This window comes from Pseudoalteromonas sp. HL-AS1 (assembly GCF_031198785.1).
GTDB lineage: Bacteria > Pseudomonadota > Gammaproteobacteria > Enterobacterales > Alteromonadaceae > Pseudoalteromonas > Pseudoalteromonas distincta.
On sequence record NZ_CP133569.1, the window covers coordinates 3,407,725 to 3,422,181 of the forward strand.

General features: G+C 39.0%; 15 protein-coding genes. 7 read left to right on the forward strand and 8 right to left on the reverse strand.

Annotation, left to right across the window (positions count from 1 at the left end):
* Positions 1-71 precede the first annotated feature (71 nt).
* The gene (locus tag RB214_RS15850) at positions 72-2,042 is read right to left on the reverse strand and encodes an AsmA family protein (protein WP_002959500.1); all 1,971 of its coding nucleotides are present in this window, start codon (positions 2,040-2,042) and stop codon (positions 72-74) included.
* 232 nt (positions 2,043-2,274) lie between these two features.
* On the opposite strand from RB214_RS15850, the gene RB214_RS15855 reads away from it, so the two are divergent.
* From RB214_RS15855 to RB214_RS15875, 5 genes are all read left to right on the forward strand, one after another.
* Positions 2,275-2,694 carry a hypothetical protein gene (locus RB214_RS15855; protein WP_309167771.1) on the forward strand — a complete coding sequence of 140 codons (420 nt, stop codon included), beginning with the start codon at positions 2,275-2,277 and terminating at the stop codon, positions 2,692-2,694.
* A gap of 8 nt (positions 2,695-2,702) precedes the next feature.
* The gene (locus RB214_RS15860; RefSeq protein WP_309167772.1) at positions 2,703-2,903 is read left to right on the forward strand and encodes a helix-turn-helix transcriptional regulator; all 201 of its coding nucleotides are present in this window, start codon (positions 2,703-2,705) and stop codon (positions 2,901-2,903) included.
* A 155-nt stretch (positions 2,904-3,058) separates the two neighbouring features.
* Positions 3,059-4,222 (forward strand): hypothetical protein, encoded by a 1,164-nt coding sequence (locus RB214_RS15865; protein WP_024606326.1) that lies wholly within the window; start codon positions 3,059-3,061, stop codon positions 4,220-4,222.
* A gap of 278 nt (positions 4,223-4,500) precedes the next feature.
* A complete protein-coding gene (locus RB214_RS15870; protein WP_024591363.1) occupies positions 4,501-5,187 on the forward strand; it encodes a TorF family putative porin in 687 nt (228 codons plus the stop codon).
* A 179-nt stretch (positions 5,188-5,366) separates the two neighbouring features.
* Positions 5,367-6,335, forward strand: a complete 969-nt coding sequence (locus RB214_RS15875) for an IS30 family transposase (RefSeq protein ID WP_309167773.1) — start codon at positions 5,367-5,369, stop codon at positions 6,333-6,335.
* On the opposite strand, the gene RB214_RS15880 is transcribed toward RB214_RS15875, so the two are convergent.
* The 4 genes from RB214_RS15880 to RB214_RS15895 all read right to left on the reverse strand — a co-directional run bounded on the left by RB214_RS15880 (position 6,322) and on the right by RB214_RS15895 (position 11,636).
* Positions 6,322-6,675, reverse strand: a complete 354-nt coding sequence (locus tag RB214_RS15880) for a Bor/Iss family lipoprotein (protein ID WP_309167774.1) — start codon at positions 6,673-6,675, stop codon at positions 6,322-6,324. The genes RB214_RS15875 and RB214_RS15880 overlap by 14 nt on opposite strands.
* Positions 6,672-6,983 (reverse strand): Bor family protein, encoded by a 312-nt coding sequence (locus tag RB214_RS15885; RefSeq protein ID WP_165744191.1) that lies wholly within the window; start codon positions 6,981-6,983, stop codon positions 6,672-6,674. Before RB214_RS15885 ends, RB214_RS15880 begins: the two co-directional genes overlap by 4 nt.
* A gap of 183 nt (positions 6,984-7,166) precedes the next feature.
* Entirely contained in the window at positions 7,167-10,745 is a 3,579-nt protein-coding gene (locus RB214_RS15890; RefSeq protein ID WP_309167775.1) for a M1 family aminopeptidase, read from the reverse strand.
* Between the two features lie 9 nt (positions 10,746-10,754).
* Positions 10,755-11,636 carry an ABC transporter ATP-binding protein gene (locus RB214_RS15895; RefSeq protein ID WP_002959519.1) on the reverse strand — a complete coding sequence of 294 codons (882 nt, stop codon included), beginning with the start codon at positions 11,634-11,636 and terminating at the stop codon, positions 10,755-10,757.
* Between the two features lie 244 nt (positions 11,637-11,880).
* Here RB214_RS15895 and RB214_RS15900 point away from each other — a divergent pair, with 244 nt between their 5' ends.
* Positions 11,881-12,501: a nitroreductase family protein gene (locus tag RB214_RS15900; RefSeq protein WP_309167776.1), complete on the forward strand. Its 621-nt coding sequence runs from the start codon at positions 11,881-11,883 to the stop codon at positions 12,499-12,501.
* On the opposite strand, the gene RB214_RS15905 is transcribed toward RB214_RS15900, so the two are convergent.
* Positions 12,494-12,802: a helix-turn-helix transcriptional regulator gene (locus RB214_RS15905; protein ID WP_024594836.1), complete on the reverse strand. Its 309-nt coding sequence runs from the start codon at positions 12,800-12,802 to the stop codon at positions 12,494-12,496. The genes RB214_RS15900 and RB214_RS15905 overlap by 8 nt on opposite strands.
* Positions 12,803-13,088: 286 nt before the next feature.
* On the opposite strand from RB214_RS15905, the gene RB214_RS15910 reads away from it, so the two are divergent.
* Positions 13,089-13,433: a rhodanese-like domain-containing protein gene (locus RB214_RS15910; protein ID WP_309167777.1), complete on the forward strand. Its 345-nt coding sequence runs from the start codon at positions 13,089-13,091 to the stop codon at positions 13,431-13,433.
* Between the two features lie 15 nt (positions 13,434-13,448).
* Here the strand turns inward: RB214_RS15910 and RB214_RS15915 are convergent, their stop codons facing one another.
* Together RB214_RS15915 and RB214_RS15920 are read right to left on the reverse strand one after the other, a co-directional pair.
* The gene (locus RB214_RS15915; protein WP_309167778.1) at positions 13,449-13,850 is read right to left on the reverse strand and encodes a DUF1801 domain-containing protein; all 402 of its coding nucleotides are present in this window, start codon (positions 13,848-13,850) and stop codon (positions 13,449-13,451) included.
* Between the two features lie 37 nt (positions 13,851-13,887).
* Positions 13,888-14,433 carry a PH domain-containing protein gene (locus tag RB214_RS15920; protein ID WP_154904064.1) on the reverse strand — a complete coding sequence of 182 codons (546 nt, stop codon included), beginning with the start codon at positions 14,431-14,433 and terminating at the stop codon, positions 13,888-13,890.
* Between the last annotated feature and the right edge of the window lie 24 nt (positions 14,434-14,457).

Consider the following 14,457-nt stretch of genomic DNA (forward strand, 5'->3'; position numbering starts at 1 on the left):
GCTATTTTACAGGTGGTTACAAAACAAACAAGGCACCTGTAATGTGCCTTGTTTGTTTAAAGTATAATAAATTAACCAAATAAACCTTTTAATTTATCTTTAATTTTATCTTTTGCTTTGTCTTTGGCTTTTTCTTTTGCCTCATCGACCTTCTGCTTAGCTTCATCTTTGAGCGCATCACCAACATCTAGCTTTATACCTACATCGTGGAAAGGCCCTTTTATACGTAGTGGTATTTTAAAGCCAGTGCTGTCATCGGTAGTTCCCTGACCTTCGATAGATCCAACTATACCTGTAACCAAACGATAGTTGACCGTTGTTTGCGGTAAATCAACGTCGCCTTCACCTGATATTCTAATAAGTGGGCTGATAAGTGATAGGTCGGTATTTTTGCCAACGCCATTAGTAAAGTTAAAACTTCCAGTTAATGCTGAAAAATCTGTTTGCTCAGATTCTTCAAATCCGGTATCAAGCCCTTCAGATGCAGCACCAAAGTTACCTGAAATAAGTTCCTTACCTTTACGAACCATCTCAGCTATATTTGCACCTTTTACAGCTCCATCAGCAAACTCAAATCCAAGCTTTCCATTAAGCGCACCAATAAACGACTTTTGACTTTGGCCAGTTGTGTTTAGGTTCCAATTTAAAGACCCCTTACCCATTAGCTTGTCAAAACCTGCCGCATCCGTTAATAAAGGCTGTGCATCTATTCCAGCTAAGTCAAAGTTAGTTGATATTTTATAAGGTACTTGCTGTGCGTTTACATTGATAACGCCTTTACCTGACCCTTCATAAGCAGAAAAGCTATCTAGGCTTAGTTTTGCAACGCTATTTTTTAAAGCAACAGTAAATTGATTTGCGCCTAATTTAATATCATTTGCTTTTAATCCACTTGAACGAATCACTACATTTGCATCTAGTGAATTTAATGCACTTAAATCAATTTTAGTGTCATCCCATACTATTGGCTCTGCAGGTTTATCTTCTTGCTCTTCTGGCTCTTCTTGTTTTGCCACTGCTTCAGGTAGATACGGGTTTAAGTCAAGCATACCTAAATCAATATCAGCATTTACTGCTAAACGCTTACCTAGGTTAAGCTCGCTCTTACCTTTTATTTCTAATGCGTCTAACGTCGCAACTAAATCTTCTAGATTAAATTTCTCACCTAGTAGGTGCATTTTACCGTTTACACTAAATCCGTTAAATGCATTGTCTTTAGCGTCTAGCTCTACGCCTTGCCATTTCGCAATACTTTTAACAGACTCACCGCTTAGTGCTAACTGACCTTTAATATCTTGGCCTTGCTTAGCTATGCTCCCTTCGAACGTTAAATCAACTAAACGAGAATCTAAGGTTTGTTTAACATTAAAAGTAGCACCTTCAATTGCTTTAGCAGGAGTATCTAGTTTTATATCAAGATCAAAACGCTCTTGCATATAAGTAATACCCCCTTTTACTTCTAATGTTTTACGAAGTGAAGGAAGTAAAATAGCGAGTTCTAAATCGCTAACTTGTTGTTTGGCACCTGTTTGACCATCTAGATAAGTGAATGTGCCGCCATAAATAGCAACCTCACCTAACTCAATATCAAAGTTATCTGGAAGCTTTATCGCTTCACCTGGTTGGCTCTGCTCTTTTGGTTGCTCTGCAACTGCATCAAACAACTGCCAATTGGCTTTACCATTTTTGTCGGTTTCCAATAGGATATTTGGTTCGTTTATAACAAACTTATCTAATTTAAACTCACCACCAAATAATGAAAACCAAGGTATGTGTACAGCAAGCTGTTTCATACTCGCCATATCGGCGCGCGAACCTGATTCCATATTTGCAAAATGCACGTCGTTAAGTTCTAACTTTAATGCAGGGAATACGCTAAGTGTTTTATCACCTTTAATGGTAAGAGTGCGCCCAGTTGTTTGTTCTACCTGTTCTGAAACTTTGTTAAAAATAGTATCAGTAGGGATTAGAAACGGTGCGGCAACAATTAGTGCTATACATAGTAAAAGTATTACACCTACAATTTTAAGTAAGGTTTTCATGATCGTCCTTTAAAACGTGCAAATAATGTTCTTATCATAGCGAGTGTTAGCCTTAAAATCATTGTCGTTCTGATAAAAAAGCTTTTTATTAGATATTACATTCCCATCCTGAATCGCCCCTGAAACATTTTGATACCTTTAGGTTACAAATAAATATTGACCCAATGAAACCTTAAGGCTACATTGATACCTAAAGGTTACATATTGTAAAAATTTTAAAAGGAAATGAGCTATGTCTAATTACGATATTAAAAGTGAAGAAAAATTTATGGGCCAAAATGCATGGTTTTCATTATTCATGGGGGTCACTTTATTAATCATTAGTGTTTACCCAATGCTTAATCAAACATCAGCCCCACTATTGTTTTTAGGAACTGCTGCTTTTTTAGGTTCATTCTTTATGTTTGTGATCAGAGGCGGGTTTACATGGAGAATGAAATACCACCTTACATATAAAGATGAGTATTTAAATACCATCGACACTATTGCCTATAAACATGTCGTGCTTGGCTTACTTTTTAGTATGGGTGGCGTGTACTTACTCTCCGATACTCTTGCTTTAGAAGTATCTCACAGCATGATGGCTACATTTTACCTTGCTGTAATGAGTTTAATATACAGCGTATCAATTCTTTGGCAAAGCAAAGATTAGGAGCAAAAGTGCAAAATAAAATTGCAAAATACCGCAAAGAAGCAGGCCTTTCTCAACAAGGTTTGGCTGATCTAATTGCGGTTTCACGTAAGACTATTAGTACAGTAGAAACGGCACGATTTACCCCTTCGGTAATAATTGCTCTAAAAATAGCAAAGCATTTTAATACCTCAGTTGAAAGTCTCTTTGTACTAGATAAAAATGATTGATACATGTTAAAACGTTGGCCTCATTCTATTAGCAAAAACGCCGATTTAGCTACTTCAATTACAACGTATGGAGGACAGCGCTGTTGTTATTAGCGTAATTGCGCTAAAATAGACCAGCAAAAAAATATATATCTAAACCGGAGATTCTACAAGGCATGAAAAAACTGCTAATTTCACCGTCAAAAATGACGCTAGGCGAACAAGAAAATCAAATCTATCAGAACATTCTGAAGCAATCTTCAGAATTAAGCCTTAACCTTATGGCCGTGAAAGTAGAAAACCACCCTGATGATTTTTTACCTTGGTGTTACGAATTGCTAAGTGCAAGTAGAGATCGTATGAACTACGATTTACTAGAGCCGCAGCAATTACCAGTACTTAAGAAGCTACACGATCAGCTTATTTCAGCTATCAGCTTTTTACAGGTTAAAACTTTACGTATTGCTCCGTGGCCTGTAGTAAGTGTATTTGTAGAACAACACAAAGACGTTATTGCTCTTGATGAACAGCTTCGCTTAGTAGACTACATTAAGAGCATTCGTGAACAATCTCTTAAAGATATGATTCCTGAAGATTTACTTGCGTTTAGCGGTAAGCACATGGCATCACTTGATCCAAGCACATATAACTTTGACGTTGAATGGTTTGCATCAACAAAAAGTGCGAAGAGCTTTCATCAAATGCTTGGCGATTTACCAGGTGCCTTTGACGATGCACTAGTAAATATTCCACTTGAAGGTGACATTACTCAATACGAATATCAACAATTTGTTGCTGCTTATTCAAAAATATTCACCGACAATAATGAAAAACCAACACTTGCGCCTGCAACACGACTGCTTGCAATGCGTCGCCCTGATATATTTACTCCGATCACAAACAATCGGTTAGATGCATTATGCGGTGCCCTTGGTGTTTCTAAACTTAAAAATAGTGATTTTGAGCGTTACTGGCAAGATATTGTAAAAGGTATTCAAGCTATGTCATGGTACAAAATGGCTAAACCTAGTAATGAGTTAGAAGAACAATTAGTTGCTATTAAAGCGCTAATCCCATGTTTCTTTCACTATGCTGATGCTAAAACACCAGATAACTCTAACTACATCAAACTGTTAAGTAAGCCTAAACGAACTACAACTACGACAGGTAAAACTCAGCGTAGAGGTAAAGAGTCTGCAGAAATTTTAGTAGACCGCGCACTTGCTGCTGACGATATTCCTGAGCACATTCGCAGTAAGCGCGATTCAATTGTGAGTGAAGTTCAAAAAGGTCGTAGTGTAAACGAAACAATTAGCCTTATGCGCACTATATTTGGCTAAAAACTTCTAATTTAGCCGTACTTATATGGTGCGGCTAGGTTAATTTATGCACCAGCGGTGTGCGCAACGTCTTCCTACATGCCATATCTCTTCTCAATCTATAAAATGCAAGCTCATGTTTTTAATATATAAAAAATAATTTTTAATAAAAAATAATGAAGCTGGCACATACAGTGCAATTATCCCGTTAGTTAAACAATAAAAAGCCGTCAGCCTAAAGGTTCCGAATACATAATAAAAACCTTGGCGAGCAAAAAATCATATAACGGGAAATGGACATGCTAAAACTAAAAAAAACCATCGCTATAAGTGCTATAGCATTAATGGGCGCAACATCTTTAACGTCAACAGCCGTACATGCTGAAGTAACAGCAAACGCAGCGGCAACATCAAACTACTTATGGCGTGGTCAAGAGCAAACTGGGGGCGATGCAGCTATTTCAGGCGGTATTGATTACGCCAATGAATCGGGCTTTTATGCAGGTACTTGGGCTTCAAATGCATCGTGGGCAGATGAAATGACCTATGAGCTTGACCTATATGCAGGTTTTGGTGGCGACATTAACGAAAGCGTTAGCTACGATGTTGGCTATATTTATTACGCCTACCCAGATGCCGCTTCTGAAGCTGACGCCGATTTCTCTGAAATTTACGGTAGCATCAGTGTTGAAGGCTTTACATTTGGTGCTTCAGTACTTGCAACATCAGCTGCAAGTGGTGATGGTACAGACTTTGGTGATTCACTTTACCTGACAGCTGACTACGGTTTTGCTGTTGGCAGTAACGGCACTGAAATGGCACTTCACTTAGGCCACTACTCAGGTGACTTTATTGGCGATGATAATATCTTAGATTACGGTGTATCAATTTCGAAAGATGGGTTCACTTTTGGTTTATCTGATACAGATATGGATGACTCAGATATTAAAGCTTACGTTGCTTATTCTGTAGACTTTAATTTATAAGAAAGAATGTGTTACTTGCTGCGACACGAAGGGCCTTTTGGCCCTTTTCTTCTTTTATAGCTGTTTTGCTTTAAATGGTACCCCTAGATTCAAATTGTAAGTGCATAACTTGTTTTGGCTAGATTAAGTGGTCAGTTGCTCATAAACTAACTGCTTTTTCTCCGGCAAGAGATTTTACAATGAGACATTACAAACAACTGACCTATGCGCAAAGATGCCAGATCGCCGTTCTAAAGAAAAGCGGTTTTACGCAACAAAGTATTGCTGAGCTAACTAATTTATCGCAATCTACGATTTCAAGAGAGCTTTCTAGAAATACAGGTAAGCGAGGTTACAGACACAAACAAGCTCATGAGCGGGCTTTGTTTCGCCGAAGAAGTGTAAGAAAACCGCTTAAGATGACACCTGAAATGATAGCTTTAATTACACAGAAGCTTAATGAGAAGTGGAGTCCTGAACAAATAACGGGATGGTTACGCAAAGAAAGTGAACGGTCTGTCAGCCATGAATGCATTTATCTGTATATCTGGGAAGATAAAAAAGCAGGTGGTGAGTTATACCTACATCTGCGCCGACACGGTAAGAAATATCACAAGCGCAGTCATGGTAAAACAAACCGAGGGCAAATAAAAAATCGCGTTAGCATTGAAGAGCGCCCACAAATAGTTGATGAGAAAGGTCGTATCGGAGATTGGGAAATAGATACCGTCATAGGCAAAGGTCATCGAGGCGCCCTTGTTACCATTGTAGAGCGGGTCACCCAATTCACTGTATCAACTCAGGTGGCAGGCAAAACAGCACAAGCCGTCACTACGGCGACGATAGAACTATTAAGGCCATATAGGTCAGCGCTTCATAGCATCACGGCTGACAATGGAAAAGAGTTCGCTTATCACGAGCAAATCACAGAGGCTTTAAGTGTTCCTGTTTATTTTGCTCACCCTTATCACTCATGGGAGCGCGGATTGAATGAAAACACGAATGGATTACTACGCCAGTATTGGCCGAAGAGCACAGATTTTAAGGCGGTAACACCAGCGCAGGTTATACCAGTACTTGAGCAACTTAATAATCGTCCGAGGAAGACACTTGGATTTGAAACGCCTGCAAAATTGATGCAGGATCACTTGGCGGCTAAAGCCGCCTAAACGTTATGCACTTCAGATTTGAATCCGCGACCTTATTACATTGTACTTCTACTGTTTTAGGGTACCAAGCTGGGCCAATTTGATTCACAACCACCTCAGCTAAACCATTAGTAAACGATTTATACGTATGAACGCTTTGCCACTCCCCTTGTGGGCAATGTTTTGTTAAATCTAACGGCTCTGATCCCTCGTACAACGCAAGTGCAAAATTATGATGCCACTGTGAACTTTTTAGCGTCTTATTGCTTACTTTGCTCTGCATACCGTTATCAAAGTAAATATTTGTACACCCCGTTAAAATAATCAGTGTGCAACCGGCTGCAAATAGCTTGATGCTCATAATGTCTCCCCTAGTACTTGCTCTTGGCACCACACTTTAATGGTATGAGGCGAGTATATTCCAAGCGTAATTAAACTCAGCGCTCCATCACTAAACGTTTGCTGTGACTGCATTTGAATAACCGGTGTATTTGAACATATTTGTTTTACGTCTACCCGCTGCTCACCCACTAATCCCCATAAATAAAATGGGCGGCTATCTTCGTAATTAGCTTGGCTCGTTATTTTTGCTGTTGCCCGTGGCTGAATGGTTACCGCAGAACAAGCACTGAGGCTTAATGCTATCGCCCCTATGATTAATGGTTTCATACTCTTCCTTATAAACTAAATACCAGTAAGGTAACTTTATAAGAGAACATAAAATATTAGCGTAAAAAGCTGTGGGGAATATGTAGAAACGCTATGAAGTTTTATACAGTTTATTACACATAAAGGCCGCATAAATGCGGCCTTTAAAGTAGTCAGTTTAAGTCCTTAGTAAATAAATAGACTTTAAAACTTAGCTAAGTTGTTTTTACTGTCTTTATCGACCAGCTTAATGTAAGGATCAACCCCCGCAAATAATGGTTTTTCTTTTACTTTTAGCTCAATAGTATTGGTACCAGATACTATTTGATGCTTTTTCGAGTAAATAACAAAGTCTTCAGCGAGTAAGTTTTCAGGGTCGTCGCTAAACAATGCAATATCAATTAGCTCATCGAGCGGCTGCTCAGTTTCTTCACCTTGTCCATCGGCATGCTGCTTAGTTGCTTCAACGCTCAGTGTTACTGTATAAAAACCTTCGCCATCAACATCATCTGTAACCGACACTTCTTTCATTTCAAGCTCATAAAGCGTTATATATTTAAACTGATCATCAATAAAACGTTGTTCAGCTTGTGTTGCATCTCGCTTTAAATAACTAAGTAAATCAAGTGTGGTTGGATATGGCGTTGATTGATATTTAAACTCATTCAAAAACGCTTTAAGTGCTGCATTTAAGCGTACTTCACCTAATCGATCATAAATAGCCATCATCGCAACTGAGCCTTTATTGTAATGAAGGTATTGTTGAGCCTGCGTTTTATATAGTGGCATTTCTTCAAAAGCTTCGCCAGTACGGCCCATTAAGTATTTATCTAACTCGTACTTTAAGAATTTACGGAGCTTCTCGGCGCCAAAGCGTTTTTTTAGCACCATAAGCGCACTGTACTGGGAAAGTGTTTCAGAAATAACAGCACTACCCTCTACATTAGCCCCTGATACTTGATGCCCCCACCATTGGTGCGCAACTTCATGTGCGGTTACATAGTAAGGTAGGTCAACTTTACTCTCATCTCTTAGGTCTGTAATAAAACCAATACTTTCTGAGTAAGGTACCGTATTGGCAAAACTTTGCGCAAACGAGCGATACTTAGGAAACTCAATAATACGTAACTGCTTATGCTGATACGGGCCAAAGGCTTGTGTGTAGTAATCTATTGAGTCTTGAACTGACTCAATCATGCGGTCAACATTCCATGCATGATCTTTGTGGTAGTACACCTCAATATTTACCCCATTATGCTCAACCTTTTTACTTTCAAGCTCTGCCGAAAGCACAGAGTAAAAGTTTATAATTGGAGCATCCATTTCATAAACAAAGGTGCGGCGTCCATCTTTTACACTCTCACTTTTTAAGTAACCTGGAGTAATCGCAAATTGTGACTCATCGGTGGTTACCGTTGCCTTATAGTTTATAAACCCATTAGCAGGCCCAAACTCATTTTGCGTATAATAACGGCTGTCTTCTAGTTTATGTGCGCGCTCAAGTTCAGGTAACTCGTGCTTACGGCGCTCATACTTGTCAGCAATTTGAAAATACTTTTGATAACCAAAATTTGGTAATAATTCTCCATTATTTACAAATGTACCGTTGTGCACGAGTTGAGTATCAGATCTTCTATCAACAAAACCGTCGTGTTCACGAGAAACTGAGAGCTCGCCTTCTCGCACTTCATTGGGCATTAGCGGTTGTTCAAACTCAAACCATACCATGCCAAAATCGGTTAAACGCTCTACTATTTTTCCGCCCGCCATTTTTACATCCCAGCTTTTAGATTGGCTAGGCTCGTTGATTAACACACGGGTTATTGGCTCGTTTGCGGTATTGGTAAACTTAATTTTAGCCACGGCATTTAAAGCACGCTTTTTAGGATAAATATCAATGTTTAAATCAACATCAGTTATTATAGGCAGTGGCAAGTCTTTGTATTGTGAAAACTCTTGCTCATACCTTACTTGTAGCGCTTCGTTATCATCACTTGTTACAAACTCGTTGATTACACGGGTGTTGTAATAAATGTTATAACCCGCGCCCACAAATACCAATAAACTTATAACGGCTGCAATCTGGCCTTTTAAAGACATGTTGTAACGTACTAAAGATAAACGAGTACGCAATGTTTGCGACGGGCCGCGATGCCATAAAGCAAACCCTACAATAGCTAAAAACACACTCAATGCCCCCCAATATAGGGTATACCAATGCGCGCCTTGTAAAAAATGTCCATAACCATTTATATCAGAATACAGTACGCTACTGCTTTGAGAAAAATGATACATATGATGCTCAAACCCGTAAGCACCCATTACCATTTGAGCAATGTAATACAGAATAAATAAACCCATACCTATGTATTTATTAGGGCTAATTATTTGTAAAAAGAACGCCAATATAGCCATCATAATTAAAGGCAGTAATGTAAGGTAACCCAACCTAAATAAGTACTGGCCAAGCTCTAGGTTAAATTGCCCCTTAAACAGTTGCACTGCAATGGTAAACATCATGCCTACTAAATAAAGGCCACAAACTGCAGTGATTAACGCAATAATTTTAGATACCCAAAACACACTGTTATGCACCGGGAAACTGTCAACAATATCACCCATACCACTTTGGCGTTCTCGCCAAACCAGCTCTGCGCTGTAATAAGCAATAATGATAAACATAAACAAAGCGGAGGAGTTTTGAATTATGCCCACCATGTTTTGTGTGAGCGGCCAATCCGTTGTGCCATATGCGCCAATAGGTGCAAAAAGTGGTGCGAGTAACATAGTAATACTGACACCCGCTAAAATCATAAAAGGGGCACTTAATATAACTTGCTTAAGTTCAAATAAGCTGCGCATTACTAATTGCGATTTCGTATTTACCCCTTTTGACTTGTAATTTTTAGCGCTGCTAATAAGTGCTGCTTGTTTATTTTTTACAAACGTAGAGACAGCAAATTGCTTTTTCTGTTTTTTAGTGACTACGCGATTACCTAACTTTCCGAGGCCAAAAAACATCGCTAAACTTATTGCTACCCATAAAATACGGTTAATTAAAAAATCGCCCGAAAGCGTTAACACTTCAGTATTTTTATCACTTACAGTCCAGTAACGGGTTAAGTCAATTAACGACCCTGTGCCAAATGGGTCTGCGTAAACAACAATATTTCTAAACGCTAAATCATCAAAATAGATACTCGCCAATTGGTAGGTTATATAAACCACCACGGCCGTTACATATACCGCCATCATGGTTTTAAAATAGACCGCCACACTATTAAAAATAGCACTGAGGACCAATAAGCTTGGCACTGCTAAATATAAAAAAGGCGCTGCGTAATATATAAACTTATTGGGGCCTACTAGCTCGCTATCGAGCCAGCCAACCAACAAGCCAAATTGAGATCCTAAACACACGCCTAATGGCACAGTTAAAAAAACAACTAGCACAACCAAGTAAGCACCAAAAAAACGTCCTGATTGATAAGCAAGCGGGTTAACGGGCTTACTAAACACCAGCTCATCCATTTTGGTCTCGCTGTTGCGAATCGCTGAGCTTGCAACAAAGTTAACCACTAAAAACATAGCAAGCGTACAAAAGGTAACCGTTAAAACCATAATGGTATAAGGCGAGTTCATATGAACATTAGCCCCACCTAACGGAAACTTACTACTGGAGCTTATAAAAAACGCCATAAAAAAGAATATTAATGAGGTCACATAAAACGAAGGCTGACGCATAAAATAGCGCAGCTCAAACGCGAGCATATTAAAAAACATAGCGCCCCCTTATGCTACTTGGCTGTTACGATGATTAAGCAACGTAGAAAAATACACATCTTCTAGGTTTGCACTGCTGAGCTCAAAACCTTCAGGGGCTTCATTGGCTAATACGTGTAATATGGTTTGCCCAGCAAATAAGCGTTTTGAAATAACAGGCAGCTGCGGTTCAAGCTCTAGCGCTTCTTCTTGGCTCATGGCTTTGCGCCAAATTTGGCCTTGGAGTTTATCGGTAAGGGCAATTGGATTGCCCTCTAATAGTATTTTACCGCCTGCCAGCACCGCCATGTTTGGGCAAAGCTCTGCTACATCTTCAACAATGTGGGTCGATAATATAACGACTTTTTGCTCGCCTAAGCTTACTAACAAGTTATGAAAACGATTACGCTCTTCAGGATCTAGCCCCGCTGTTGGTTCATCAACGATAAGTAAGTCGGGGTCACCTAGTAAGGCTTGTGCAATACCAAAACGCTGGCGCATACCGCCCGAAAAGCCACTTACCGCTTTTGAGCGATGTTGATATAAATTAGTATGTGCAAGTAATCCTTCAACCGACTCTTTACGCTCTGCTTTATTATGAATTCCCTTTAAAACAGCCATATGGTCTAGCAAGTCGTAGGCACTTACCCGTGGGTATACACCAAAATCTTGCGGTAGGTAACCTAAACGTTGGCGCAAAGCCTGTGGGTCTTTAAATACATCAATGCCATCAAAAGTAATTGAACCTGAATCAGCCGACTGCAGTGTTGCAATGGTACGCATTAGCGATGATTTACCTGCGCCATTTGGCCCAAGTAATCCAAACATCCCTTTGCCGATAGATAAATCAACACCTTGTAGTGCATGTACGCCGTTATCGTAGGTTTTAGATAACCCTGTTATTGATAGCATTTTTACTTCCTTGAATATGAGTAATTATTTTTATAATGTTTTATACCACAAGAAAAATAGGAACATAAGTTACTTACTGGTTAGATTTGTAACAACAAATAAACATAATTTAAACTCATAACACTTGCCTGCACTGTATTCACTCGGTATAAAAACCACATATACTTTTTATAAGAAGCGAAAAGCCATGCAAGATCACTAAAGCCAGCCGTTAAATGACTTTATAGAATATCCACATGAAGAAATGCTAAATCGTGCTAACGAGTTTTTACAAACCAGCCAACGCCGCCATAGCATTCGCAGCTTTAGCGATCGCCCAGTACCAAAAAATATTATTGAAGCATGTATAAAAGCAGCTGGCACAGCACCAAGTGGAGCGAATCATCAGCCTTGGTATTTTGTGGCTATAAACAGTAGCGATGTAAAAAAACAAATAAGAGAAGCCGCAGAAAAATTAGAGCGTTCTTTTTACGAAGGCAGAGCAGGTGAAGAATGGTTAGATGCGCTAAAACCGTTAGGTACCGACGCCAATACACCTTATTTAGAGCATGCACCTTGGCTTATAGCTGTATTTAGTCAAAAAAAGGGGGGCGTAAGCACCGATGATAAAAATACGAATTATTATGTGCATGAGTCTGTTGGCTTAGCTACCGGCTTTTTAATTCAAGCACTGCACCGCAGTGGTTTAGCAACCCTTACTCATACTCCAAAGCCAATGAGTTTTTTAACCGACATATGTAATCGCGATAGAGATAACGAACGCCCATACATGCTACTTATTACAGGCTACCCAAGTGATGATGCATCAATACCTGCTCATGCACTGGATAAAAAATCACTCGATGAAATAGCTACGTTTATTTAGTATTTTCTGCTCGGCAAAACCACTCATATAGCAAAGCAATGATCGACTCAACTTTTGGGTCGGTCAACGAGTAATAAATAGTGTGCCCTTCTCTGCGAGTAGCAACCATATCTGCCTTGCGTAAACTTGCTAAATGCTGAGATAACGCTGACTGTGCTAAAGGTACATTTTTATTTAGCTCACCTACACTTTGCTCACCTTGTAATAAACTACATAAAATCATTAAGCGATTTTTGTTAGCCATTAATTTTAAAAACTGTTCGGCTTGCTCTGCGTTGACAGCTAGTTGTTCAATATTCATTTTTATTATTTCTCTTTTTGATACCTTTTTAAGTATAGACTTTTACATTAGTAGGTTCTAATATAATTAACATTAGACTTTACTAATATTAAGGCAATCACAAAATTAACGATGCCGTTTTATTAATCGGCGGAAGTGCTGTGGCAGTATCCGCGCTATTAAGTTACTTTATATAAAGTAACTTTCAGTTTTTAACGTTATTTATAAGTATTAACTCAATTCAACCTACTTATACCAAGTAGCACCTATTAATGTCTTTTTTAAGAAAAAGAGGATTTACAAACTAATGCTTACATCAATCCCTGACTTACTAAAAATTATCACACCTAACCAACGCCGTATTGACGCAGCGCAAGCAAAACTCGAGCTTGAACAAAATAAAGGTTTACTTATTGATGTGCGAGAACCTGCAGAGCACGCGACAAAATCGGCTGCCTGCGCTATAAATATTCCGCGTGGATTACTCGAGATGAAACTGATGGAAATAGAAAAAGACGCAGCTCGCCCTATTTACGTGCACTGCGCAAGTGGTGCGCGCGCAACGTTGGGAGCAGAAGCGTTAACGCGTGTGGGTTATGAAAACGTAACCGTTATTACCTGTGACGCAAACCAAATATGTAGTGTGTTTTAAACATCAACTGAATACTTATAATGATGCGCCTAGTAAAGGTAGGCGTTTAACTTTGTGATAAGTCAGTGCTAATTTAATACACTCTTTAACTGGGTATTCTGGTAATGGCTTTTCACTATTTAATACAATTGCCCGGTTACCTTCGAAAGTGAGAGTGTGGGAATACAACTCTCTAAATGTGCTTACTAGCTTTGATTCGCAATGAAAAAACAAATAACACGAGGAGCCCTTAGAGCCTACGCGAATGGGGCTGCCATTTATTGTGTTATAACTTGGCTCTCCCCACTTTAAAGACTCTTCAACAGCTCCTAAGTTTTGCTCTTGTGCTACGGTATAAATTAACTCTCGTAATTTTATAAGCTTACTTTTTGCTATCTCGGGATAATTATTAAATATTTTTTCTATTTCCGTATTCATAAAAATATCCTTATAAGCACTACAATTTTAAAACAGGTTACTTTTGCTGCCTTTCATCAAGTAAAACAAGTAGCATCTGCTCAATATTTTTAACACTATAAGTAAGTGCTCTCAGTAGCTCTTTCTCACTTTGCTCTGTTGCCTGCTGCGACGTTTTACCTTGATTAGCCAATACATCTTTTTGCTCAAGTATCGCCTCTCTAAACTCACTTGCATTAACTACACCAAGCAAAGACACTAAAGCACCATTTCCTGACTGCCCTGCTGTTTCAAAGCTTAAACGATATAATCCAAAAATTCGCATGAGCGGTCCTTGGCTTAATCCAACATCAGTGATTTTTTCAAGCGGAATCGATTTTTCTTCTTTAAATAATATGCCACGTTTAACTACCAATTTTTGTGGTAATAAATCAGCTGACATAGCTGCGAGTATTCGTCCGCCCACCAGCCATACAATCAGTAAAATGATAGGTATAAGCGGTATAGTAACAAGAGCCAACATTGCAAATAGCGAGGCAGTAACCATCCAGTATTGTTTTACTTTAGGATCAAAATTAGCACTTTTTAAGGTTAAGTTACTCATTAGCTTTCTTTTGTATGGTTGGGG